General features: G+C 58.2%; 19 protein-coding genes and 1 other RNA gene. 9 read left to right on the top strand and 11 right to left on the bottom strand.

Going from position 1 to position 23807, the window contains the following annotated elements:
* Nucleotides 1-138 precede the first annotated feature (138 nt).
* Together FEM03_RS18400 and FEM03_RS18395 are read left to right on the top strand one after the other, a co-directional pair.
* Nucleotides 139-3627: a beta strand repeat-containing protein gene (locus FEM03_RS18400; protein WP_138087760.1), complete on the top strand. Its 3489-nt coding sequence runs from the start codon at nucleotides 139-141 to the stop codon at nucleotides 3625-3627.
* A gap of 396 nt (nucleotides 3628-4023) precedes the next feature.
* Entirely contained in the window at nucleotides 4024-4938 is a 915-nt protein-coding gene (locus tag FEM03_RS18395) for a PEP-CTERM sorting domain-containing protein (RefSeq protein WP_138087759.1), read from the top strand.
* A 76-nt stretch (nucleotides 4939-5014) separates the two neighbouring features.
* On the opposite strand, the gene FEM03_RS18390 is transcribed toward FEM03_RS18395, so the two are convergent.
* The 5 genes from FEM03_RS18390 to FEM03_RS18370 all read right to left on the bottom strand — a co-directional run bounded on the left by FEM03_RS18390 (nucleotide 5015) and on the right by FEM03_RS18370 (nucleotide 9555).
* Nucleotides 5015-6190 (bottom strand): redoxin domain-containing protein, encoded by a 1176-nt coding sequence (locus FEM03_RS18390; protein ID WP_138087758.1) that lies wholly within the window; start codon nucleotides 6188-6190, stop codon nucleotides 5015-5017.
* Between the two features lie 37 nt (nucleotides 6191-6227).
* Nucleotides 6228-6575: a cupin domain-containing protein gene (locus FEM03_RS18385; protein WP_240772831.1), complete on the bottom strand. Its 348-nt coding sequence runs from the start codon at nucleotides 6573-6575 to the stop codon at nucleotides 6228-6230.
* A 66-nt stretch (nucleotides 6576-6641) separates the two neighbouring features.
* Nucleotides 6642-7391, bottom strand: a complete 750-nt coding sequence (locus FEM03_RS18380) for a proteasome-type protease (protein WP_138087756.1) — start codon at nucleotides 7389-7391, stop codon at nucleotides 6642-6644.
* Nucleotides 7392-7425: 34 nt separating this feature from the next.
* Nucleotides 7426-8208, bottom strand: a complete 783-nt coding sequence (locus FEM03_RS18375; protein ID WP_138087755.1) for a transglutaminase-like domain-containing protein — start codon at nucleotides 8206-8208, stop codon at nucleotides 7426-7428.
* 174 nt (nucleotides 8209-8382) lie between these two features.
* Nucleotides 8383-9555 (bottom strand): DUF4126 domain-containing protein, encoded by a 1173-nt coding sequence (locus FEM03_RS18370; protein WP_138087754.1) that lies wholly within the window; start codon nucleotides 9553-9555, stop codon nucleotides 8383-8385.
* Between the two features lie 78 nt (nucleotides 9556-9633).
* On the opposite strand from FEM03_RS18370, the gene FEM03_RS18365 reads away from it, so the two are divergent.
* The gene (locus FEM03_RS18365; protein WP_138087753.1) at nucleotides 9634-10089 is read left to right on the top strand and encodes a hypothetical protein; all 456 of its coding nucleotides are present in this window, start codon (nucleotides 9634-9636) and stop codon (nucleotides 10087-10089) included.
* A 12-nt stretch (nucleotides 10090-10101) separates the two neighbouring features.
* Here FEM03_RS18365 and scpB read toward each other — a convergent pair whose 3' ends face one another.
* Complete coding sequence (gene scpB, locus FEM03_RS18360; RefSeq protein ID WP_138087752.1) at nucleotides 10102-10809, bottom strand: SMC-Scp complex subunit ScpB; 708 nt, start codon at nucleotides 10807-10809, stop codon at nucleotides 10102-10104.
* 114 nt (nucleotides 10810-10923) lie between these two features.
* Here scpB and FEM03_RS18355 point away from each other — a divergent pair, with 114 nt between their 5' ends.
* The 4 genes from FEM03_RS18355 to FEM03_RS18340 all read left to right on the top strand — a co-directional run bounded on the left by FEM03_RS18355 (nucleotide 10924) and on the right by FEM03_RS18340 (nucleotide 14009).
* Nucleotides 10924-11151: an AbrB/MazE/SpoVT family DNA-binding domain-containing protein gene (locus tag FEM03_RS18355; protein WP_138087751.1), complete on the top strand. Its 228-nt coding sequence runs from the start codon at nucleotides 10924-10926 to the stop codon at nucleotides 11149-11151.
* The gene (locus FEM03_RS18350) at nucleotides 11148-11549 is read left to right on the top strand and encodes a type II toxin-antitoxin system death-on-curing family toxin (protein WP_138087750.1); all 402 of its coding nucleotides are present in this window, start codon (nucleotides 11148-11150) and stop codon (nucleotides 11547-11549) included. Before FEM03_RS18355 ends, FEM03_RS18350 begins: the two co-directional genes overlap by 4 nt.
* Before the next feature lie 92 nt (nucleotides 11550-11641).
* Nucleotides 11642-12544: a TraB/GumN family protein gene (locus FEM03_RS18345; protein WP_166442986.1), complete on the top strand. Its 903-nt coding sequence runs from the start codon at nucleotides 11642-11644 to the stop codon at nucleotides 12542-12544.
* A gap of 76 nt (nucleotides 12545-12620) precedes the next feature.
* Entirely contained in the window at nucleotides 12621-14009 is a 1389-nt protein-coding gene (locus FEM03_RS18340) for an APC family permease (RefSeq protein ID WP_138087748.1), read from the top strand.
* On the opposite strand, the gene FEM03_RS18335 is transcribed toward FEM03_RS18340, so the two are convergent.
* Genes FEM03_RS18335 through FEM03_RS18325 form a run of 3 tightly spaced genes read right to left on the bottom strand, consistent with a single transcriptional unit; the run spans nucleotide 14006 to nucleotide 17517 of the window.
* Nucleotides 14006-14839, bottom strand: a complete 834-nt coding sequence (locus tag FEM03_RS18335) for an HAD family hydrolase (protein WP_138087747.1) — start codon at nucleotides 14837-14839, stop codon at nucleotides 14006-14008. The two genes, FEM03_RS18340 and FEM03_RS18335, sit on opposite strands and share 4 nt — an antisense overlap.
* A gap of 30 nt (nucleotides 14840-14869) precedes the next feature.
* Entirely contained in the window at nucleotides 14870-16450 is a 1581-nt protein-coding gene (locus FEM03_RS18330; protein ID WP_138087746.1) for a hypothetical protein, read from the bottom strand.
* A gap of 8 nt (nucleotides 16451-16458) precedes the next feature.
* A complete protein-coding gene (locus FEM03_RS18325) occupies nucleotides 16459-17517 on the bottom strand; it encodes an OmpA family protein (protein ID WP_138087745.1) in 1059 nt (352 codons plus the stop codon).
* A 115-nt stretch (nucleotides 17518-17632) separates the two neighbouring features.
* Here FEM03_RS18325 and rnpB point away from each other — a divergent pair.
* An RNA gene (rnpB, locus tag FEM03_RS18320) (RNase P RNA component class A) lies at nucleotides 17633-18050 on the top strand.
* A gap of 95 nt (nucleotides 18051-18145) precedes the next feature.
* Here rnpB and FEM03_RS18315 read toward each other — a convergent pair.
* Nucleotides 18146-21259 carry a PAS domain S-box protein gene (locus FEM03_RS18315; protein ID WP_138087744.1) on the bottom strand — a complete coding sequence of 1038 codons (3114 nt, stop codon included), beginning with the start codon at nucleotides 21257-21259 and terminating at the stop codon, nucleotides 18146-18148.
* 41 nt (nucleotides 21260-21300) lie between these two features.
* A complete protein-coding gene (locus FEM03_RS18310; RefSeq protein ID WP_138087743.1) occupies nucleotides 21301-22362 on the bottom strand; it encodes a sensor histidine kinase in 1062 nt (353 codons plus the stop codon).
* A gap of 103 nt (nucleotides 22363-22465) precedes the next feature.
* On the opposite strand from FEM03_RS18310, the gene FEM03_RS18305 reads away from it, so the two are divergent.
* Entirely contained in the window at nucleotides 22466-23800 is a 1335-nt protein-coding gene (locus tag FEM03_RS18305; RefSeq protein ID WP_138087742.1) for a Gfo/Idh/MocA family protein, read from the top strand.
* The last annotated feature ends 7 nt before the right edge of the window (nucleotides 23801-23807 follow it).

Raw genomic sequence — 23807 nt, 5'->3', positions numbered from 1 at the left:
GAAAATTTTCACAAGCCCGGCACCGAAGGGCCACGAACCTGCACTTCACCTTCTTTCTTCTCCGCATGGTTCGGGACGACCCTTCCACACAATTTCCTCGCTTCACCCCTCGCTGTTTGATAGAACATTTTTTAGCTCATGAATTTTAAAACCGTTCCGACTCGCTTTTTCGTCACCCTGAGCGTTTTGGCGACCCTTCCTTCCCTGCCCGCCATCCCCTACACCTATGACACCGACGGCGTAGGCGCGGGCGTCATCACCGAAGGCAGCGGCACCGGTTGGAACCTCACCGACGCCTTTTGGAACAACGCCGACACCCTCTCCGTGTGGTCCAACCTCAGCACCGATACCGCCATCTTTGGAGGCGGCGCGGCCGGAACTGCGGGAACCGTCACCGTCGCCACGGGCATCATCACCAACGGCATCACCTTCAACACCCCCAACGCCGGTTCCTACACCCTCACCGGCGGCACCATCTCTCTCCAAGGTGCCACCCCCACCATCACCGCCAACGCCACCGCCGTCACCAACAGCAGCCTCCTCGGCTCTGGTGGCATGACCAAATCCGGCGCTGCCAACCTCACTCTTGGCGGCTCTGCCGCGAACACCCTCACCGGCACCACCTTCATCACCGCGGGAACCCTCACCCTCGCCAAAAACACCAGCGTCACCGCCCTCAATGACGACGTCAACATCTCCACCGGCGGCACCCTTGCCTGGAACACCACCAACCATCAGATTGTCGACAGTGCCGACATCACCGTCTCCGGCGGACTCATCAACTTCAACAACCGCTCCGAAACCTTCGCCTCCTACACCCAAACTTCCGGCGGTCTCACCGGCGGGAACGGCGGTGCGGTCACCGTGGACGGAGCCTTCAGCATCAGCGGCGGCAACCAGTTCGTCGTCAACAGCGCCGGCCAGCTCACCGTGAATTCCATGAGCCTCACCGGCGGCAACGGCCTCCTCGTTGGCGGCAACAACACCAGCGTCGTCACCACCGTCAACATCGGCACCGGCGGTCTCACGCTAGGCGGACGCATCATTCAGCTCAACCAGGGCACTGCCGTCAATGCAAAAGGCGCCCTGCTCAACCTCAACGGCACCCTCACCTCCACCGGCAGCAGCTTCATCCAGTCCGACACCCCGGCCTCCCCCACCTTCACCCCCATCGTCAACCTCGGTGCCGACCGCACCATCGACGTCACCAATGTCGGCGACATCCTCACCTTCGATGGCCGGCTCGACATCACCGGCACCGGCACCACCCTCAAAACCGGCGCCGGCACCCTCAATCTCAGCGTCACCCCTGACACCAACTCCATCAACTTCACCACCCTGCAAATCGCCGCAGGCATCGTCAGCCTCGGCGACCACGGCCAGCTCGCTGATACCACCGCCATCACCAACACCGGCGGCCAGTTCACCGGCAACGGCAGAACCGAAACCATCGCCAGCTACACCCAAAGCGGTGCCACCAACGGCATCACCTCCGGCCTCAACGGCAACCTCACCATCACCGGCACCACCGCGCTCTCCGGCACCGGCACCGGACTCGTCGTCAGCAGCGGCTCCACCTTCACCACCAACACCCTCGACACCAGCGGCTTCAGCACCAGCCCCGCCGTCCTCGTCGGCCAGAACAGCACCACCGCCGTCACCCGACTCAACATCGGCAGCGGCGGCCTCATCATGAACGGCCAAAACATCACCCTCAACCGCGCCACCACCGCAGGCACCTTTGGCAACGAAATCCTCCTCAACGGCAACGTCACCACCAGCGGCATCAATTCCATCGCGTTCAACACCGACGGCACCCTCGTGGACAACGCCATCGGCCAGCTCAACCTTGGCAACGCCACCCGCACCTGGAACATCACCGGTGCAGTCACCGACGTCACCACCCTCAGCCTGCCGGTCGTCGGTCTCGGTGGCCTCACCAAAACCGGCACCGGCACCCTTCGCCTCGGCGGCGTCAATGCCAACACCTACAGCGGCGACACCAACGCCAATGAAGGCAAAATCAGCCTCGCCAAGTCCAACAACGTCAACGCCATCGCCGGCGACCTTTTCATCAACAACGGCGGTGCCGTGGAATGGATCACCAACGAGCAAATCGACGACCAGTCCGACATCACCCTCAGCACCGGCGGCTTCATGAATCTTGCCGGCAGGAACGAAACCTTCCAGAACTTCACCAAAACCGGCGGCACCATCCAAAGCACCGGTGGCTTCATCAACATCACCGGGCTCATGGCCATCTCCGGCGGCGGCAGCAACTCCTCCACCGTCATCGAAACCGGCTTCCGCTACATCATCAACTCCAGCGGCGTCACCACCGCCCACACCTCCACCTTTTTTGGTGCCGGCAACGATGGACTCTACCTGGGCGGCAACTCCGCCACCCGCATCACCCGCTTCATCGCGGGCAACGGCGGCATCACCCTCGAAGGCAAAAACGTCCGCCTCGACCGGGCCAACGCCATCGCCAACCAAGGCAGCGAATTCGTCCTCCAAGGCACCCTTACCGCCTCCGGCAACACCAACTTCATCATCGGATCCAGCCTCCTCGGCATCTCCAACTTCAACCTCAATGGCGCCGAACGCACCCTCAACATCACCAGCGGCACCACCACCATCAACCTCAACATTGTCAGCAACAACCTTGAGGAAAAAGTCGCCGACATCACCGCCACTGCCACCCCCGGCGGCGTCCAAAAAACTGGCACCGGCACTCTCGCCCTCAACAATACCAACACTTACACCGGCAAAACCACCGTCGAACAAGGCACCCTTCGCCTTGGCACCGCCAGCTACGGCACCGCCCCCGACATCGTCAACACCAGCGGTTCCATCGACGACTCCATCTGGCTCGATGTCCACACCGCCGCCACCTTTCACAACAACACCGGCGGCACCTATCTTTACGATGGCACCATCTCCGGCACCGGCAGCTTCACGGGCAACTTCACCCTCGGCGACAACGTCGGCAGCGTGCAAAGCACCGGCATCCTCAGAGCCGGAGGCAGCAGCAACTCCAACATCCTCGCCAGCGCTGGTGACCAGATCGGCACCATCACCTTTGCCAACAACCTCGAACTCGGTGCCCCCACCCTCCCTGCCACCAGCACCCTCCGCGCCGAACTCCAAATCATCAGCGCCACCGGCAATGCCTCCTCCAGTTTCACCGGCAACCTCACCACCTGGGCCGCCGCCATCGCCACCAACCACATCACGCTCGTCACCGGCACCCCTGGCAACCACGACCATCTTCAAGTCGACGGCACCCTCACCCTCAACGCCGGAGGCACGATTGCCGTCACCGACTCCCTCGGCACCTATGTCCCCCAATTCGGCGACGTCTTCAACCTCCTCGACTTCGGTGGCACCCTCGTCAACAACGGCTTCAATGTCGGCACCAATTTCCGCACCGGCGGCGACGGTGGCGGCGATCTCATCCTCCCCGACATCAGCGCCTACGCCGGACTCTACTGGGACGTCAGCGAGTTCACCAACACCGGCATTGTTGTCGTCAGCGGCACCGCCGTCCCCGAACCCACCCGAGCCCTCCTGCTTCTCTTCGGCTTCAGTCTCGCCCTCAATCGGCAAAGACGCTGTCGTTCCTAGCAAAAAAACGTTGCTGCTGCCGGTGTTTGGGGATGGATATCCTGTCCGTCACTCGTCGGTTTAAGGAGATGTGAGGAACGTCAGGCAGGCGGACCTTGGGGGCCCAGGAGAAAGATCCTTTACGAATTGTCCAATGCGGTCCGTCTCGCCATGGCTGGCATGCACCTCTCTGTTGGATGAAGACGGTGCTCAGCTTGCATCAACCCGTGCAACCGTTTCACGACTCCGAGGATAAATCTCGTCCTGCGCATTTTTTTCGACATTGCACGCATATGTTGGTAATGCGGATTTTTTACAGGTGCTAATGAAACCGCCTGCTACGCTCCGCCCATCAGTGGCCTTAATACGAGCATCAATGGAGCCACCTTAACAACCCAACTTCTATCACATTTCCTCATGCATAGGCTCTGTCTTTTCTCGATCTTGCTGACTTGGGTCGCCCAGTCAAACGCCGTGGCGCAGCCTTTGGAGGTGGCATTTTCCATTCAGGACGACCTGTTGACTTGGTTTTCAGTCGACGATCCCAACATCCAAAACACCATCACGGTGATAGGCTTGCCCTCTACGTTAGAAGGCAACGCCCTTGCCTATGATTCCGACAACCAGAGACTCTTGTTTGTTCACGGAAACACCCTCGTAAACCGCACCATTTATTCCGTCGATCTCAGTGGCATCACCCTCTCCGCCACCGGAACCGTAAACGCCGGTTGGGCCACCAACCTCGGCACCATGTCCTTTGATGGACCACGTGAAGTTTATGGCGGCAGCTTTTACAATGGTTCTTACTATGTGCTGATCGATGGGACCGACAGCTTGCGCCGGGTGAGCTTCGACGCTGCAGGAGTGATCAACAATCAGACCAACATCAACCTTCCTGGAGTTCGTGACATGTTTCTAGGCGACATCGCCTTTGCCGCCAACGGTGACCTGTGGATTGCTGGCTTTAATCAATACGGGGGCACTCCCGACCATGACCGCCTGTGGCGTTACTCCACCACCGATGGGGGTGACTCCTTCGAGTATCAACAGACCATCGAACCCGCAGGAGACCGATACAACGGCATCTTTTTTGATGTCACCGGCGTTGATCTCTACGGTTACCGCTATAACACCACGCAGGGTCACTATAGCAGCATCAACACCACCACCGGTGTTCCGGAATTCATCTATAGCGGATCCCCCTTCACCCAAGGCGGCGACCTCACCAACGGTTTCTTCATTGGCGTCGTAGTTCCAGAACCCACCAGCGCCCTCATGTTGGTCACCGGTTTAGGTTGTCTCTTCGGCAGACGCCGCCGCGCACAAGCGTGAAGCTTGGTCACATCTGCCATTCCAGTTATCTTCACACCGCGCCAAAAGCGTGGTATGTGTATAGGGGTTGCTGCCCTCAAGGCACGTAATGGCGGCCCATGAAGGCGAGGATTTTTTCGCGCAGGACATTGCCGTCGATTTCGCCGTTGTGCCGCCAGATGACGGAGCCATCGGGGGCAACCAACACGGTGTGGGGCACGACGAGACCTTCCCACCCCTCGGGATCGAGGGCTTTGACAATCGGCTCCTGATCTTCGCCTTTGAAAATGTAACTGTTGGTGGTGCGACCCTCCGCTGCCAGGGATTTTTTGATCTTGTCGGGAATGGCGGCTTGCTGCTTTTCAAGGAAAGCTTTCACTGAGTCTTTGTCGGCGGCATCGTCGAGGCTGATGCTGATGAATTCAAAATCGCGCAGGCCAAACTTCCGCGCGGTGTTGGTCAACTCGGGGAACTCGGCCACACAAGAACTGCACCAGGTCGCCCATACGTTGATCAAGCGCACTTTGTTGGTGCCGTTCTTGCGCAATGCGGCCACACCTGGGGCGTCAATGAACTCGACATCGACCTTGGCCTTCTCCCACTTTTCATCGTCCTTGGCCACCTCATCTTTTTTGGTCAACCATTTCGTCGCACAACCATGTGGTTTGGTCTCGGCGAGAGTTACTTCCTTACCATTGACCAAGGCCTCGACGGCATCGCGCGCACCATGCACTTTTACCGTGGCAGGGTCTCCGTAACGCGAATCATCGAACGAACCCTTGTAACGTAGTTTGCGGTCGGCATCAAAGATGAAGACATGTGGCGTTGTGAGGCAGCCATAAGCGCGTGCCACCTGCTGTGTCTCGCCGTCATACAGATAGGGAAAATTGAAGCTCTGCTCCTTGGCGTGCAGCTTCATGTCTTCGAATCCATCGTTGTAGATGGAATAGCCCAATTCGTCGGGACGAAGCGCATCGGGATGGTTGGGATTGATGGCCACCAGTTGCAGCCCTTTGTCCTGGTAATCCTCCACCAATTTTTTGATGCGTGCTTCAGCGCCTTGGGAAGTCGGGCAATGATTGGAGATGAAGGCGATCATCAACACTTTCGCATCTTTGTAATCCGCGAGCGTGTGGGTTTTGTCATCGATCCCTGGCAATGAAAAATCCGGTGCGGCATCGCCGATGTTGAGGAGCTTTTTGGACTCTTCGGCATTGGCAAACACTGAAGCGGCCAGCCAGCAAGAGAGAAGGAGTGCGATGGATTTTTTCATGGTGAGGAAGGGAAGCTTAAATGGATGGATGTTTGAGTTACACTTCGAATTCGTCCGCCGGATCAAACGGCGGCATGGGCACGTTGATGATGCGCAGATTGCCTACGGCGCGATGCACAGCGCCAGGACGGATCATCACGGTGGTCATGGGTTTTAGTGGCACGATTTGACCGTCGATTTCCAAATGACCCTCGCCTTCAAGGACGATGTAGATCTCCGTCATCTTCTTGTGATAATGCGCCCGGGAATCGGCGCTGATGTCCGTCAAATGCACCGTTGCCAGGATGTTCCAATCCTCCTTGAAGGCCCGGCGCGCCTGGCCACAAGGGCAGGGCGTGGGGGTGATCTCATCCAGTTGGGCAACAGCGAATCGTGGTCCGGACATCATAGTGGTTAAACGTAGCCGCAACGCGGTTTTCAGCACCAACCTGCGCCGCACGGATGGCGGAAATCAGAGGTTGCGACTCACCGCTGGACCATCGTAGTTGACTTCGGGGAGTTCATGGATGGCTTTGCGAAGGGCCTGTTCCCAGCGCATGTGCAGTTCCATCCAGTCGCTGTCGTGTCCTTGAAAACGTCGGCGATGGGTGACTTCGAGGGTGTCGTTGCGATAGAGCATCAAATCGACCGGTGGACCCACCGTGGCGTTGGAACGCATGGTGGAATCGAGCGACAGGAGGGCATACTTGGCCGCTTGTTCGATGGGGGTGGTCTCGTAGCTGATGCCTCGATCAAGGATTGGCTTGCCGTATTTGCTTTCGCCAATTTGCAAAAAAGGCGAATCGGGGGTGGAACGAATGGGATTGCCCACGGGATAGATGAGGTAAAGCTCCGGCTCGGAACCTTTGATCTGACCGCCCAAGATGAAGTGGACGTTGAAACGCAGCTTGGCTTTTTCCAACGCCTCCTGATCCAGCTCGGCCACGCGGCGGATTTTTTCACCGACCTCGCGGACCGCGTCATAGAAGGTGGGCGCAGCGGCGAGTCCGCGACCCTGGTCGAAGTCCTGACGCAGCAGGGTGAACACGGACTGGCTGAGCGACAGGTTCCCGGTGGTGACGGCCACCAGCACCCTTTCGCCAGGGATGACGAAGGAGTGCATTTTCTGACAGGTGTTGACCTGATCGGCCCCGGCACTGGTTCGTGAGTCGGAGGCCAGGACAATGCCGTCGCTGGTTTTGATTCCCAAACAATAGGACATGGCGCTAACAGGTGAGGTTTTGGACCAAATTGGTTTATCTGACGGCGGTCACGGTGGTGGTCATCCCGTTGAACTGAATGGACCCGAAGATGGTGGAGATGGCGACATCGGCGGCATCGCGTCCGTAAGCGACCACGATGCGGTTGCCTTTGGGGAAATCTTCGGTGGCGTCAATGGTGAACCAGCGTCCACCGACATAAGCTTCGAACCAGGCGTGCAAATCCATGGGTTCGAGTTCATGAAGGAATCCGACCACCATGCGGGCGGGCACGTTGATCGAGCGGCAAAGGGAAATGCCGAGATGGGCGAAATCGCGACAAACGCCGCGCAGAGTTTGCGCGGTGTCAACGGCCGAGGTGCTGGAGTCGCTGGCACCGGATTCGTAGGTAACCTTGGCATGGATCCAGGCGCGGATTTGGGCGACCTGTTGATAGGTGGTGGGATTGGTGCCAACGATGGAGGTGGCGAGATCACCCAGTTGATCCGACTGGCAATAGCGGCTGGGAAGCAGGTAATGTAACACATCGGGCGGGAGATGGGCAACGGGCAGGATCTCGGCGCTGGCGTCGACGTCGATGTCGTCGGGCACATTGGCGCGGCTTTTGGTGGCGATGCTGAAGGGGCCTTCGGGAATCACCAGTTTCTGGCAAAGATTGCCGTAGAGATCGGTGAACTCCACCACCTGAACCATGGGAGTGATGAGGTATTCTTCGCGGGCGATCCATTGCGCCCAGCCGCTGCGAGGACGCAGCATGAAGATGGCGGGAACGGGGGCTTGTGCGTAGTAGTCGAGGGTAACGCTGGAATCGAGTAACATGGAGGGATGGATGGATTTTGGCGGTGGGTGTTTGGTAGATCGAATGCGTGGGCGCTTTCGGCCGGACGGATTCAGCTTACGAGGGCATTTTCCGAAAGAAAGCGACGAACACGCCAAATGAACTTCTTTGTTGAAGCAGCCGCCGATTATTGCCGATGAACCCAACCCGCTGGGTCAGTCCTGGGATTTGGAAGGCGAAGGTGACGAAGACGTTTCCTCGGCGATGGATGGCTCGGGTGGAGCAGGGGTTGGGGCCGGAACAGGATCTGGTGCCATCGACAGCGGTTCTTCGACGATCGGCTTGTCTGTCTCAATCTGGGGAGACGCAGGAACAGAGGTTCCCACTGCTTGGCGGAGGATTTGCGCGACGGTCTCGGCGAGGTCGCTGCTACCGCGCGGGAAACGTAGGATGGCGCGGACGTTCGGGGTTTCCAGGAGAAGGTTTTCGCTGAGGAAACGGGATTCGACTTCAGCGGTCAATCCGATGAGGGGCACCCGAAAGAGCCGGATGCGCAGGCCTTTGGAGGCGGTGAAATAAAGGTGGGTGAGATCGTGGGTGAGGATGAGCAGGCCGTCGAGATTGGGGATGAGTCCACGAATGCCTTTGCTCTTGCCGGTGAGGCACGGAATGGTGGCGCGGATTTCCTTTTCGGAGAGTCCGCCTTTGTAGAGCAGGACATCGCGCAGGGTGGCGTCCATGTGCAAAGGGAGTTCGACGGGAGAAGTCAACGGCTGGCGACGACCGGGCATTTGCAGCTTGTGCCAGGCGAGTTTCCAGGTGGCCTTGGCCCCGCGTAGAAGTCGGGGAAAGATCAGCCAGGAGAGCAGCAGGATGCCGGCAAAAACAGCGAGTCCGATGGCGGGATGCAGCAGCGTGAGTGCCACGCCTCCGACAACGGCGGCATCTTCCGCCAGACTCACCGAGACGTTGGACACGGGTTCGGGAGAATGATTGATGAGCAGTCGGGAGCTGGCTTTGACGCCGTGGGTGGTAAGGGCGGCTCCGCCAGCGACCAGCCCGGCGACCACCTGCATGTAGGCGGGCATTTCTCCGAGCGATTGGAGACTGAGGAGGATGCCGCCGAGGGGGCGGATGAAGGTGTGAACCGTGTCCCAGAGCGTATCGAGCCAAGGGATTTTGTCAGCGATGAATTCCATCACGAACAGCACCCCGGCGACGGCGAGCACAATCGGATGGGCGAGGGCGTCGAGGGCCTGGTAATGAGTGGCGAGTTGCAGGACGTCAAAACGGATGGCCAGGCCGGTGAGCAGCACGGTGAGGTAGAGGTTCACCCCTGCGAGCGAGGCGAGTCCGAGGGCGACGCCGAGTTGTTCGAGAATGGACATGTCGAAAGGATAAGGGATAAAGGGTGGGGGCGAAAGGAGAAGACTTGTGTCTTTTTGGGGTTTGGGCATGATGGAGACATGCGCCGGTATGCCCACTATTCGTTTGCGATCAGCTTTTTGTGGCTGGGATTTGTGTGCGCGTTGAGTTTTCTCGAAGCGCCGCTGAAGTTCAAGGCGCCAGGGGTCGAGCTGGCGCAGGCGTTGAGCATCGGAAGACTGGTTTTTGATTCGCTGAACCGTGTGGAGTGGGTCTGTGCGGGTTTTTCGTGGTTCTTCATGTTGAAGCTGAAATTGGTGCGGGTGCGCGGGAGTTTGTGGGTGCTTGGGGCGATCACCGCGATTCTGGCGTTCCAGACCTGGGGATTGCTGCCGGTGCTGGACGAGCGGACCTTGCGGGTGATGGCCGGGCAGGAGGTTCCGGCATCGTGGCATCATCAGGCGTATATCGCCGTAGAGGTGGTGAAGGCTTTGCTGCTTGCCGTGCTGGCTTCGCTGCAGGTGCAGGGGTTCGCGAAGGCGGTGATTTCGGAGTGAGACGAGGCGAGATCAAGCCTCGCTGGCAGGAGAAGGTTCCATGCCGTCGAGAAGGAGGGTGCCTTCCTGTTCTGCGGGAGCGGCGGGAGCATCGGCGGATTGATTGGCAACGTCCTCCGGCGTGGGGAGTTTGACGCGGCGCAATTCAGCGGCGTTGGGGAGGTCGTCGAGATGGCGGATGCCGAAGTGATCGAGGAAAAGATCAGTGGTGGCGTAGAGGAGTGGTCGGCCGGGAAGATCGGCGCGGCCTTCAATTCGGACAAGATTGCGGTCGAGCAGTTGCTGCACCATGGCGTCGACCGACACGCCGCGGACGGCTTCAATGGCAGATTTGGTGATCGGCTGCCGGTAGGAAATGATGGCCAGGGTTTCGAGGGCAGGACCGCTGAGCCGGGAAGGTTTTTTGCCGGGATAGAGCGCGCGGCACCATTCGCCGAATTCGCCTTTGGCACAGAGTCGCCAGCCAGTGCTGCGTTGCACGATGGTGAAGGAGCGGTTGTCTTCGTCGTAATGCCGGACGAGTTCTTCGAGGGCAGCCAGAACCTGCTCGTCGGTGAGGGCTTCGAGCGCAGCTTTTTCTTCGTCGAGCGGAGTGCTGCTCTCGGTGGCGTGCTCCTTGGCTTCGCGCACGGTCTCGCGGATGGCACGTCCAATATCCGTCACCGACAGGGGATCCTGGGTGGCGAAGAGGAGGGCTTCAACGATGGCGGTCAGTTGCATGTGGCGGGTGATGAATGTGGGGAGATGCCAGCAAAGTGCAAGCCGCAAGTCATCCCGGCGCAAGCTCGCGAGGGAACGACTTGACGAACGGGCATGTAAAACATAGTATTACACATGATCAAGACCATCACCAAAGTCGGCAATTCCCATGGAATCATTTTTGATTCGGCCTTGTTGCAACTGGCGCGATTGAAGCCCGGGGATGAAGTGAATGTGGAGGTTCACGCGGGGGGGACGATTACGATTGCCAGCATCCGGAAACAGCCGAGCGCGAGCGAGGTGAGTTCGCTCATCCAAGAAACGATGACGGAGTATGCCACGACCATGAAGAAACTCTCATGAGTGCGGAGTTTACAGGATGTCTTCACTTGTCAGTGGAGATGGTTTCGGAGATTCACGAGGTGGCGATCGCCCGTTTTGGTGGATCGCAGGGCCTGCGGGATCGTGCGTTGCTGGAGTCGGCGGTGGCAGCGCCGCAGGCCGAATTCGGGGGTCAATCTCCTTACACAGATTTGATCGACATGGCGGCCGCTTATCTCTTTTTTCTGTGCAGCAACCATCCCTTCGTTGATGGAAACAAGCGCGCGGCATTGGGTGCCTGCTTGGTATTTCTTAAACTGAATGGATTTCGCCCCAAGCCCGACAGCGTGGATTGGGAAAACCTGACTTTGGCCGTTGCGGCAGGCGCTTTGAGCCGCGAGGAGGTGACGGTGAAGTTGCGTGAGCTGGTGCTGGACTGAGGTGAAGCGGTTCCCTGTTGCGGAGATTGAACAACCCATTGCAAAAAGGTATCATGAATGCTGCTTTTGCTCACGTATTGCTCTGCTCCACCATGCTTTTTCGCCTTGCTCCTCTCCTTTGCGCTTTTGCGGCGTGTTTTGTCCACCTGTCCTGCAAAGGAGGCGATGAGGTCGGCAAGGACAACTATCGACCGTCGAGTGTTTGGATCGTGGAAAAGGACGGCAAACATTTGTATTTGGGAGGGACCATTCACTTGCTGCGCAAGAAGGACCACCCTCTGCCGACGGTTTTTGATCGGGCTTATGCCGATAGTTCCAAGATGGTGTTTGAGCTGCCGCCGGACAGCGATGGTGATCCGAAAGCGGTTCAGATGATGCAAAAACTGGGGGCTTACGGGCCGGACGATGCACTGGCGAAACATGTGTCGTCGTCAACGATGGCGTTGCTGGAATCGTGGTTGAAGAAGCATCAACAGCCGGTGGAGGTGTTCAGCACCATGAGGCCGTGGATGCTCGCGCTGACCATTGCAGCAACGGAGTATCAACAGATTGGGGCGGAGCCGGGATATGGGGTGGATCAGCATTTTGAAGAAAGGGCCAAGCGTGATGGCAAGGTGGCGGAAGGCTTGGAAACCGTGGAGTTTCAACTGAACATTTTTGCAGGTCTCAGTGCGGAATTGCAGGAGGAGTTGTTGTTGCAGACTTTGAGCGAAGCCGAGGCCATCGGCAAAGATTTTGAAGAGTTGCTGGCGGCCTGGCGTGTCGGCGATGCGGACAAGCTGCAGCAGTTTTTGTTTCGTGATGCGGACAAGTATCCGGATCTGATGGAGGCCTTTCTGACCCGCCGCAACAAGGCGTGGGTGGAGCCCGTGATGGGACATTTGAAGGGTGAGGGCACCGCATTTGTGCTGGTGGGGGCGGGTCATCTGGGTGGCGAGAACGGGCTGATCGATTTGTTGATCAAGGAGGGTTGCACAGTGACGCAGTTGCAGTGAGTGGTGGAGGGATTGGTTTCTGGCGCGCTTCGTGCGCCTCCATCGGGCTTCGTCAATCCTCAATTGATTTCACTGCATGGCATCCACTACTATCTCTACCTCAAATGACGGCAAGGAGCCCGAGTTGCGCAAATCGCTGGGTGCCTGGCAGGTCGCGCTTTATGGATTGGGTTCGATGCTCGGCGCGGGCATTTATGCGTTGGTGGGAAAGGCGGCGGGGACGTTGGGGAATGCGATCTGGCTGGCGTTTCTGGCGGCGATGGTGGTGGCGATGCTGACCGGACTTTCCTATGCCTGTGTGGGCAGTCGTTATGCACGGGCGGGCGGGGCGGCCTACGTGACCCACCGGGCGCTGAAGCGGCCATGGTTGAGTTATGTGGTGGGATTGTGCGTGACGATGAGCGGATTGACCAGCATGGCAACCGGCTCGCAGGCCATGGCGGAGACTTTGGGGAGAGGCTTAAACATGGAGTTGCCGGTCAAGCTGGTGGCCATTTTTATTGTGCTGCTGGTGGGATTGGTGATTTATCGCGGGATTCGCGAAAGCATGTGGCTGAACATTCTCTGCACGGGAGTGGAGGCGGTGGGATTGCTGTTCATCATTGCCGTGGGCATGCGTTTCTGGGGCGGGGTGGACTACATGGAAACGCCGGTGGCCCAACCTGGCGAAGAAACTGGCAACGCGATCTTGATGATGCTGGTCCTGCAGGGGGCGGTGTTGATGTTCTTCTCGTTCATCGGGTTTGAGGACATTCTCAACATCAGCGAGGAAGTGAAGAACCCGGAACGCAACGTGCCGATCGGATTGCTGTCGGCGATGGTGGTGGCAACGATGATTTACATGGCCGTTGCGATCACGGCGGTGTCGGTAATTCCGTGGCAGGAGCTGTCCGAAAGCAAGGCACCCTTGATGGAGGTGGCGAAGAAGGCGGCACCGTGGTTCAACAACATCGACACCGTCTATATTGGCATCACTTTGTTTGCGATCGGGAACACGGCATTGCTCAACTACATCATGGGTTCACGTTTGTTGTATGGGATGAGCCGGCAAGGGTTGCTCCCACCCGTTTTGGGCAAGGTGCATCACAAACGCCGGACTCCGCACGTGGCGATCATGGTGTTGTTTGTGGTGGTGACCGGATTGATCCTTAGTGGCAACGTGAAGGCGTTGGCGGAGTCGACGGTGCTGCTGTTGCTGATGGTGTTCACGATGGTTAATATTTCATTGTTGGTGCTAAAACTGCGACCTGGCGAACCTCGTGGAGGATTTGAGGTGCCGCTGGTGGTGCCGATTTTGGGCGCGTTGGTGTGTTTGATTTTGATCGCCGTTCGGGTGCAGGCGGCCTGGACCAGCGCGGATCCACAGAGTCACGTAGCTCCGCTGGTGGCGCTGGCGATTGTGGTGGTTTCGCTGGGATTGTTCTTCCTGCTCAAGCCATTCAAGGCGATGACTGAGGGGGATTAACGAAGTCCGTCAGTGTCCAACTGTGGTTGCACAAAATTGACGGGCAGTGGGGATTTGAAGAAGTGCGCGAGGGCCTCCAGCATGCCTTCGCTGGCGACGCGCTCCGCCACAAAACCGCCTGCGGCAAGGATGTGTTCTTTGATGGGATCAAGCGCGTTGCCGGGACAGGCAAGGTTGGCCGCAATGGCGGGGTCGAGCATCGAAAGATCGTTGTAATTGTCGCCGGCAGCAAAGATGCGTTCGCGGGGGACGCTGAGAAGCCGACCCAGTTCGCGCAGAGCGCTGCCTTTGCTGTAGTCAGCATGAGAAAAGCGCAGATAACGACCATTGCGATGATAACCCACGTCAGGTTGGCTGGCGCACAGCTGGTCAATCACCACGCAAATCTCATCGAGCTGGACATCGTCTTGGGCCACCACACCGACCTGGCCAAGGTCGCCGAGCAGGAATTCCGCCCCGGGGTGGGTGGCGACATGTTCACGCACGGCATGAAGAAATTTTTGATGTTTGGAAACGAAGTGCGCATGCTCTTTCCGGGCCCGACGATTCCACGAACCATAGTCGCTCCAGGCTCGGAAGAATCCCGGGCGATAGAGTTCGCATTCCTGGGCGATGATAAAATCGGGGAGCAGGAAAATGTTGTGTTGAGCGAGACCGGCGAGCGTCTGGCTTAAACTGCGCCCGGTGTTGACCACCCAAACCGCACCACGACGGCGGAACTCACGCAGCACATCAGCCATCGCAGGATGGAATTGCGGATCGGATTCATGATTGACCAGAGTGCCGTCGAAGTCGAAGCAGAGGATCAGGCTGGGTGGCGGTTTTGGCATTGGCTTGAAAAGCGGGGCGCGGACGCGCAACTAACGATTGTAAAAAAACGGCATGCGAAAAACTTCAAGAAGCCGCCAGCAGAGCGCGGCAAAGAGGAGCCAGTGGGCCGTCTGATAGGCGTGCAAAATCCAGCGTGAACCCTGCCTTTGTTGAATGCGTTTGACGATGGAATCGGCTCCCCAGATGAGGGTGAAGACCAGCGGAAGATACAGCGACATCATGAAACGGTCGCCACGCCCAATGGGATGATACCAGCCAAACAGCAAGGTGTAGCCGACCAGTGATCCGACCACGAAAAAGACGATCACACTGATACCGGGTTTAAAGATGAGATGTCCGGCGTGCTGGGCTTTGGGAGCGCTCCAGGGCAGAATCAAGAGAGTCACCAACAGGATGCCGCTGAGCGCCACGAGATACCAACCGCGTGCTTCAAAGATGCCGCGCCAGGGTTTTTGTTTTTCGATTTTCTTGTTCCGCTCGGTCTGGGCGGGCAGCAGGAATTCGGTGACCTTGGCCTGGGTGCCGCTGAGGAGTCGCTGCTGGATTTGCTCCGGCGTGTGCGTGCGCACGTAATTACCCGCAGAGGGTTTCTGATCGGCCGGAATGGCGGCAAGAGCTTCGGCATTGGGATGATCAACCATCCACTGAAATCCCTTCTCTTCGAAGTCGTCCATCCACATCCAGTAGGCGGGATAAGAGTGAAACATGTCGCCAAACTGCTCATAAGAAGTGGTGAGCCGTGGTCCGATGGTCATGAAATGCGCGACGCCGAGCATCACCAGTCCGACAACATGATTGCGCCAGTGCCAGCGGTGCGTGCCGGACATCTGAAGGTCCTGACTGCGGGTGCTGAAGATCTCCCACACGCAACGAAGAGAGCTGGCAATCACAAACCCGGCGAGCAGCGGCTGGATGGAACTTTTCGTCATGTAGGCAAGTCCGCTGACCACGCCGATGACCGCATAGATCCACAAAGAATTGTTCTTCAAAGCGCTGATGCACGCGACCCAGGTGAGGAAGAAAAAGATGAAATAAAGGGGTTCCGGCTGGAAGTAGGCGGCGCGGGGCAACAAGGCGCCGAAACCACCAAGCAAAATGAGGTTGCAGGCAGCGGGCAGAGAGAGCTTTTTGCAGGCCGCGATGCCGAGGAAAACGAGGAAAGTCGCGGTTACGAAGACATTGAACCAGCGGCCTTTGTTGAAGAGCGAGTAGTCCTCAGGCCGGCCTTGTTTGGAGACCATCACCTCTTCAGTGATTTGATGACCCGGTTCAACCAGCCACGCCGCCACCCATGGCCAGAGAGGTTGCACGACGCCATCGGTGCGATGGGGGAAAAAGTTCTTCAAGGCAGGCGTGAAACCCTGGGTGAAATCGGGATCGAGATCTGCCTTGGCCTGGGTGGCCAGACGCATGTTGTGCATCTGGTCGCCACCAAACATGTTTTTGTCGGTGTGATTGGTCTGTGAAATGAGCAGACTGCCCATCTTCACATACGCGATGAGAAACAACGCGAGCAACTGGCCGAAAATGAGCCAGCGGAACAAGGTGGACTGGAGGATGTGGAGGCGTTGACTTTTTGCCTTCGCCTTGGTCGCTTTTTTGGCCGCCATGAGAGGGTTTAACGCAAAGGACGGACTTTAATTTCCACGCGGCGGTTGAGGGCCTGCTGTTCAGGGGTCGCGCCACCGACAAGCGTGCGAGTTTTGCCCATGCCCACGGCCTGAACACGATCGGTGCTGAGTCGGAGGGAGGAAATGAGCCAGCTGACCACCGCATTCGCCCGGCGCTGGCTGAGTTCGAAGTTGAACTCGTCGGTGCCAAACGTGTCGGTGTGGCCTTCGATGATGAATCGGTTGTTCGGATTGCGCTGAATAAGCAGACCAAGCTTCATCAGGCTGAGGCGGGCATTGTCGGCCAGCTCGGCGCTGCCATAGGGAAACAGCAAATCGGTGGGCATGAGGATCGGATCGGTGCTGGCGTTGAGCCTGTTGCCACGGTTGATGAGCTCATCAAGGTTGCTGAAGCCCTGGACCTTCGCGGCGGCGGCGTTACCGGCCATGCTGTCTTTGTTGAGGCGGTCGAGCAGCTTGCCATCAATGCCCTCCAGTTCCTTGTCGAGTTCACGACCGGGAAGGATGAGCTGCTTTTCGGAAACGGCTTTGTTGAGCGCCGAGCTTTTGATGGCCTCTGCAGCACTGGCGATGTCGTTGGTTCCGGTGAGCGTGTCAGCAATCGCGGCGAGCGAAGGAGATTGGGCCGGTTCGGTGGCGTTGGGAACGCTGTCCGGCGCGATAAAATTGGTGACCTTGCTGACGTCAGGCGTCAAATCGAGCGCGCGGTCATCGGGAAGCATGTCGACAATGTCCTGAAAATCGGCCTTGGTTTCGGGTTCAGGAGGAGCCTCGGAAGGCGCGATGATGTCAGGAATGACTGGCTGGGCGGGCTTGTCCTGCAGCACCTCCGGGTTGACCGCGATCCGTTCCGGCCGGGGATCAGCCATGATCTGGGTGGCAGCTTTGTTGAGCGAGTAGCTGTCAAAAATCTGGAACAGCCACCAGTGCAGAAGAACGGCAAGCAAAAGGGCGACGAACAGCCAGCCGCGCATGCTCCACGTCCAGCGCTCCACTTGAAAGGACGAGCGACGGGTATTTCCCCAGTTATAGGTCTGGATGGACATGAGGTGATGCTAGCATTGAATTGGGAATTTTGAATTTTTTAATTTTCCGATTCCATTGGAGCGAATTCCAACATTTTGCGTTCAAATTTGGGAATTCGCCGTTAAGATGGTTCGGGGTCGGCCGGGGGTGGTCGCTTTGGGAGGTCGCGAGATCATCCGAAGAGGAAAGTCCGGACACCACAGGGCAGCATGTCGCGTGAAAACGCGAGGGCTGAAGTCGCAAGCCTTCGGTCACGGAAAGTGTCACAGAAAACATACCACCAGCGTGAGCAATCATGCTGGCCAGGGTGAAAAGGCGAGGTAAGAGCTCACCGCTCCAACTGTAAAGAAGGAGGCAGGACAAACCCCACGCGGTGCAAGACATAACAGAGGAAACGGCCCGCCCTGGCCGCAACTCCGCGCAAGCGGAGGGATGACCTCGGGTATTAGTCGCATCCTGCCTCGGCAGGAGAGCCGGTCGCAAGGCCGGTCACAGAGAAATGACTGCCATCTGGCAACAGAGACAGAATCCGGCTTACACCGGTCGACCCCGTTTTTTTATCAACGTAGAAGCAAAGTAGAAGGTCCGTCCCGGGCCTTTCATCCCAACCCAAGGCTCGGGACGAGCCTTCTACTTTCCTTTCTCCTTCTATCGCGACAACGAACGCACAATCGCCTCCTCCAGCACCTGCACCCGCACGGGCTTGGTCAAATGTGTGGCAAATCCCACTTCACGACTGCGCTCCACGTCCTGCTCCATGCCATAGCCTGTGAGGGCGATTCCCGGAATACCGCAGGACCCATGCAAGGCCTCCATCAAGTCATACCCGCTCCCATCCGGCAGCCCGATGTCCGATATCAATAAATCAAAGATGTTCGTCTCCGCCACCTTCAATCCCTCCGCCACGCTTCCCACGGCCACCACCTGATGCTGACGCCGCTTTAACAATGAGGCCATCGCTTCACGAGTCGGCTCATGATCTTCCACCAGCAAAATGCGCAAATGCCGTGGCGCAACTCCGACATCCACCCGCGTCGTCTCCACCCTTGCCGTCGACTCTGCCTGATTCTGATCCCGATCCCGTAACTCTGCGACCGGCAGCTCAATGAAAAACGCCGATCCCTCACCGCGGCCACCGCTTTCCGCGCGGATTTCGCCGTTGTGCAATTCCACCAACATCCGCGAAATCGTCAATCCCAGCCCCAGTCCGCCAAACCGGTGCACCGCCGACTTCTCCGCATGCTGGCCCTGCGCAAATGCATGGAAAATCCTCTCCAGTTCCTCCGGCACCATGCCGATGCCATCGTCCCGGATCTCCATGACATGCCGACCGTCCACCACTCTCGTCGCCACCTGGATGGTCGTTCCTTCCGCAGAGAACTTGATGGCATTTTTCAGCACATTCCACACGATCTGCTGAAGCCTCACCGCATCGCCATTCACCACCACCCTCGGCTCATTGAGCCGAAGATCAAAACGCAGACGCTTCTGACTCGCATCCGCCTGCACCGTTTTGATCGCGTCCTCCAGCACCGACTGAATGTGCACCGGTCGCGACTCCAATGTCAGCTTGTTGCGCGTGATGCTTGTCAGATCGAGCAAATCATCGATCAATCGCGCCTCCAGATCCACATGCTTGCGGATCGTTTCAAAATCCGAGCGAATTTCTTTGGGCAGCAGGGGATTGCTCGCCGCCTCGCTCGCCACCAGCAACGCCGGGTTCAATGGCGTGCGCAACTCATGCGAAAGCCTCGCCAGAAAATCGTCCTTCGCCCGCGACGCCGCCAATGCTTCATCGCGCGCCTGCTCCAGCTCGCGCTCCGACTGCTTGCGCGCCGTCATATCCGTGAGCACCACCAAAAAACTCACCACCTTTCCCTCCGTATTGAAGTCCGGCACATACACCACATGCGTCCAGCGATTGCCCAGTTTTGAATACGGAATGTTCAGCTCATACTCCACCCGCTCACCGGCGAGCACCCGATGGATAAACGGCATCGCCACGTGCAGCGCATCAAACCCAATCACCTCATGCAGCGCCTTTCCCACCATCGCTTCCGGGGTCACCTCATAGCGAGCCGCATAATGCCGGTTCACAAACTTGTAGCGCAAATTCGCATCCAGCTGCGCCAGCAACACTGGCGCATGATTGGTCACCAAACTCAATTGCGCCTCACGATCCAGCAACTCGTTCTCCGCCTCGCGACTCTCCGAAATATCATGCACAATCGCCAGTGCCGCCACCACATTCCCGCCCTCATCCTTCATCCCCACCAGGCTCTTCCTTGCCCAAACATGACTCCCGTCCGGACGCAGATATCGCTTCTCGATCACAAACGGCGGCCCGCCTTCAAACAAGGCATTGAACGGCGGCAGCGACACCTCAAAATCCTCCGGGTGCGTCGTGTCCCTATAGGTCAGACGCATCAACTCCCCACGATCTCTCCCTGTGATTTCACAATAGGCATCGTTCACCATCAGATACCTTCCCTCTGCATCCATCTGCACAATCCCCGCCCCGGCCTGTTGAAAAATCGCCGCCAACCGCGCCTCGTTCTCCCGCAGCGCCGCTTCGGCCCGCTTTAAATCTTCGATCTCCGTATTCGATCCATACCACTTCACGATCCGCCCCTCCACATCGCGCTCCGGCAACGCGTTCACTTTGAACCAACGATACTCTCCATCCCTTCGCAAAATCCGCATCTCCGAACTGAAGCTCGGCCCCACCTCGGCCACCCGACTCCACTTTTCCTTCAACGGATCAATGTCTTCAGGATGGACCAAAGTCTGCCACGCATCCCCCAAATTTTCCTCCGCCGGAATACCACTGTAAACCTCCCACTGACCATTCAGAAAATCCGTCCACGCATCCGGCGTGCAGCTCCACACCAGATGCGGAATCGCATGCGTCAACTCCCGCCAGCGCGACTCACTCTCCCGCAACGACTGCTCCGCACGCATCATCTCCGTCACATCATGCATCACACAAAGCAGGCTCCCCGGCTGCCCTGTTGCGTTCAAAATCGGCGTCACCGTCACCTCCCACCAACGCGAATTTCCCTCGGCCGTTGGACAATGCCCACGGAACCTGCCCGTCCCTCTCCTCCGCGCCACCTCCATCGCCTTCGCCGCCTCCTGCTGGGTTACCGGATCGCTCCAAAATTCCATCCATGATCGACGCCTCCACGCCGACGAAACCTCCTCCTGCATCTCCATGCTGCGACGCCCGCTCTCGCTGATCCACAACACCTCCCCGCCCAAATCCACCATCATCAGGCAGTCCGTGGCCGACATCATCAAACTCTGCAAAATCGCCTCGTTCTCCCGCAACCGCTCCTCCATCTCCCGATTCCTCAAACGGCTCTTCAAATGCGTTTGCACCCTCGCCAGCAAATGATGCGCCGGACAAGGCATCGGCAGATAATCATCCGCCAAAAGCTCCACCCGCCGAGGCAACAACTCCACCTCTTCCGCCCCTGATCCTGCCCCCGACTTTGTCAGCAGCAGCACCAGCAACGTTTCCCACTTCGGATTGCCCCGAATGCTTTTCAACAACGCGGGTCCATTGTGCTCATCGCACAGCACCATGTCGGGCAATCCACGATCCAGCGCACTCAACCCCGCCTGGGTGCTCACGACCGCACTCACGAAAAAATAGGGCTGCAATAACTCCACCATCGCCACCCGCGACGCCTCATTTTCATCCACCAGCAAAATGCTGGCCCGGTAAGTTGATTCAGTCGGATGAAGTGAGCGATCCATCGAAGTCAGCAACCATCAACAAAACCACAAAAAAAGCCAACCTAATTTGTCTTGGTGTTTGCCAGCAGGTCCTTCGGCAACACAAAGAAGAAGCGCGATCCCGATTCCAATTCCTCGAATCCACAATACCCGCCCTGCAAATCCACCAGCCTCTGCACCAAGGACAATCCCAAACCATAGGCCCGGTTTTCCTGATGCAAAAGATGGAACGGCTTGAACAAACCATCGCGACTCCCTTCTCGCACCCCGCCGCCATTGTCCTCCACCCAGAACTTCCAGCCATCGCCCCCATCACCCCAGCCAATACGCACCAACGGCGGCTTGCCACCGTGCTTCAAGGCGTTTGAAATCAGCGTCTGCCAGATCATTTGCAACCAGTCGCGCGATCCGTGCACACCCGGCAAACCCTCTGTCGACTCCACCTTCGCCTGACACTTCAACATCTGAAACTCCATCTTCTGCAAAGCCGCCCACAACGGCTCCTCCATCGGCACCGACTCCCGTTCATGCGGCATGCTGCTCGCCTTCGCCACTGCACTCACCCGATCAATCAACGCCACCATTCGATCGATCGCCTCAAAAATCGACGGCGTCAGTTCTGCCACCTCCGTGCCACCCGACGAAGCAATGTCCTGAATCAACTCCGTCATGCTCAGGATGCCATTCAACGGCGCATTCAAATCATGACGAATTCTGCGCGCGATCGTGTGCATGTCCCCCTCATGTCGCAAACAACGCCGACGCAAATCCAACTCCGTCAGCGCATGTCGCAGATACCTTGCCAGCGTCGCCGGATGCCACTCCGCCTGCGGGATCATCTCTGGATGCAGCGCCACACCCGCTCCATGACTCAGCGCCACCACGTTCCATCTCGGCAATCCATCCGCCAAAGCCACCTCCCGCGCCGCACGCCACTCCTCATCCCCCGGGTCCACCATCACCAGCAACTCCGCCGGACTCGGCCTCTGCCCCACCGCCTCCTCCAAACTCCCCACCGAACTGAACTGCCACTGCGCAAACGCCACCCCGGCCGCCGCCGAAAGCGCATCGGCGGCAACGCCGTCACCATGCACGAGAATCAAATGTGGATTGGCAAGGCTCATTCAAAGATCAATCGGTCGTAAACGCCACTTTAGCCGTCACGCTTCCAATCCTCCACCCCAAAGTGCTGCAAGTCCACCATCCTTCACCTCGTAAGGCTTTTCCATGAATCGCCGCCGTTTCCTCAAGCACGCTGCTGCCAGCACTGCCACCGCCAGCATCGGATTCCCCGCCATCACCAGCGTTGCCGCCCCCAACTCCCAGATCAACATTGCCTGCATCGGCGTCGGCGGCATGGGCAAAGGCACCATCAGTTCCATCGCTTCGCACCCCAAAGCCAAGATCGTCGCCCTTTGTGATGTCGACAAAAACCTGCTCCAAAAAACCGCCGCGACCTATCCCGACGCCTCGCAGCACCTCGACTGGCGCGAACTCCTTGCCGATCATTCCAGCAAATTCGACGCCATTACCATCGCCACCCCCGACCACATGCACGCCACCCCGTGCGTGCTCGCCATTCGCGCGAAAAAGCACATCTACCTGCAAAAACCCATGGCCCCCACCGTCCATGAGTGTCGCGTCATCGTTGCCGAGGCCGAAAAAGCCGGGGTCATCACCCAAATGGGCAATCAAGGCCGCAGCAGCATCGAAAGCCGCATGATGGTCCAGCTTCTGCAAACCGGAGCCATCGGCAAAATCAAAGAAATCATCCTCTGGGAAAACAAACCCCTCAGCTGGTGGCCAACAAACACCACCCTCACGCCTCAGGGCGACACCCCACCCGACACCCTTGATTGGGACAAGTGGCTCGGCGTGCGCGACTCCGTCCCTTTTCTCAACGGAGCTTATCACCCCCAACACTGGCGTGCCTGGCGCGACTACGGCGTCGGCGAACTCGGCGACATGGGGTGCCATCACTTCGACGCCACCGTCGATGCCCTCCAGCTCTCCCCCGCCCTCCGAGTCAAACAAACCCACACCGGCGAAACCGGCACCGGCCTCTGGTCCAAAGCCCGCGAAGTCGAATTCGAATTCGCCGGAACCTCCTTTACCGCTGGCGACACCCTCAAGCTCACCTGGCTCGACGGCGAACATCATCCCGACGCCAGCAAAATCCCCATGCCCAAAGCCCTCACCAAATTCCCGCTTCAAGGCGGACTGTGGATCGGCGACAAAGGCAGCATCTTCAAACCCTACAACCAGCGTCCCTTCGTCCTTCCCGAAGAGAACTTCCCCAACGAGAAGTATCCGCGCAACTTCCCCAAACAGGACCACTATCACGACTGGGTCGACGCCATCATCAACAACCGTCCTGCCACCTCCCACTTCAAACACGCCGCCAACCTTACCGAAGTTGTCCTCGTCGGCACCCTCGCCGAACATGCCCCAAATGAGTGGGTCACCTGGGACGCCAAAACTCAACAGACCAATCACGACACCATCAACGCCAACCTCATCCGTCCCTACCGTGAAGGCTGGAAAGTTGAGGGCCTGGGATAACTCCTGC

It is taken from the genome of Phragmitibacter flavus, assembly GCF_005780165.1.
Classification (GTDB): domain Bacteria; phylum Verrucomicrobiota; class Verrucomicrobiia; order Verrucomicrobiales; family Verrucomicrobiaceae; genus Phragmitibacter; species Phragmitibacter flavus.
Note: the sequence above shows the minus strand (reverse complement) of the source record. Positions and strands in the feature narration are given on the sequence as shown.

Bases quoted from the DNA above. Each gene is read 5' to 3' on its own strand.
- FEM03_RS18395 (WP_138087759.1), top strand. From the start codon at position 4,024: ATGCATAGGCTCTGTCTTTTCTCGATCTTGCTGACTTGGGTCGCCCAG.
- FEM03_RS18345 (WP_166442986.1), top strand. From the start codon at position 11,642: ATGCTTTTTCGCCTTGCTCCTCTCCTTTGCGCTTTTGCGGCGTGTTTT.
- FEM03_RS18315 (WP_138087744.1), bottom strand. From the start codon at position 21,259: ATGGATCGCTCACTTCATCCGACTGAATCAACTTACCGGGCCAGCATT.
- FEM03_RS18325 (WP_138087745.1), bottom strand. From the start codon at position 17,517: ATGTCCATCCAGACCTATAACTGGGGAAATACCCGTCGCTCGTCCTTT.
- FEM03_RS18375 (WP_138087755.1), bottom strand. From the start codon at position 8,208: ATGTTACTCGATTCCAGCGTTACCCTCGACTACTACGCACAAGCCCCC.
- FEM03_RS18350 (WP_138087750.1), top strand. From the start codon at position 11,148: ATGAGTGCGGAGTTTACAGGATGTCTTCACTTGTCAGTGGAGATGGTT.
- FEM03_RS18385 (WP_240772831.1), bottom strand. From the start codon at position 6,575: ATGTCCGGACCACGATTCGCTGTTGCCCAACTGGATGAGATCACCCCC.
- FEM03_RS18380 (WP_138087756.1), bottom strand. From the start codon at position 7,391: ATGTCCTATTGTTTGGGAATCAAAACCAGCGACGGCATTGTCCTGGCC.
- FEM03_RS18365 (WP_138087753.1), top strand. From the start codon at position 9,634: ATGCGCCGGTATGCCCACTATTCGTTTGCGATCAGCTTTTTGTGGCTG.
- FEM03_RS18400 (WP_138087760.1), top strand. From the start codon at position 139: ATGAATTTTAAAACCGTTCCGACTCGCTTTTTCGTCACCCTGAGCGTT.
- FEM03_RS18340 (WP_138087748.1), top strand. From the start codon at position 12,621: ATGGCATCCACTACTATCTCTACCTCAAATGACGGCAAGGAGCCCGAG.
- FEM03_RS18390 (WP_138087758.1), bottom strand. From the start codon at position 6,190: ATGAAAAAATCCATCGCACTCCTTCTCTCTTGCTGGCTGGCCGCTTCA.
- FEM03_RS18335 (WP_138087747.1), bottom strand. From the start codon at position 14,839: ATGCCAAAACCGCCACCCAGCCTGATCCTCTGCTTCGACTTCGACGGC.
- FEM03_RS18310 (WP_138087743.1), bottom strand. From the start codon at position 22,362: ATGAGCCTTGCCAATCCACATTTGATTCTCGTGCATGGTGACGGCGTT.
- FEM03_RS18370 (WP_138087754.1), bottom strand. From the start codon at position 9,555: ATGTCCATTCTCGAACAACTCGGCGTCGCCCTCGGACTCGCCTCGCTC.
- scpB (WP_138087752.1), bottom strand. From the start codon at position 10,809: ATGCAACTGACCGCCATCGTTGAAGCCCTCCTCTTCGCCACCCAGGAT.
- FEM03_RS18330 (WP_138087746.1), bottom strand. From the start codon at position 16,450: ATGGCGGCCAAAAAAGCGACCAAGGCGAAGGCAAAAAGTCAACGCCTC.
- FEM03_RS18305 (WP_138087742.1), top strand. From the start codon at position 22,466: ATGAATCGCCGCCGTTTCCTCAAGCACGCTGCTGCCAGCACTGCCACC.
- FEM03_RS18355 (WP_138087751.1), top strand. From the start codon at position 10,924: ATGATCAAGACCATCACCAAAGTCGGCAATTCCCATGGAATCATTTTT.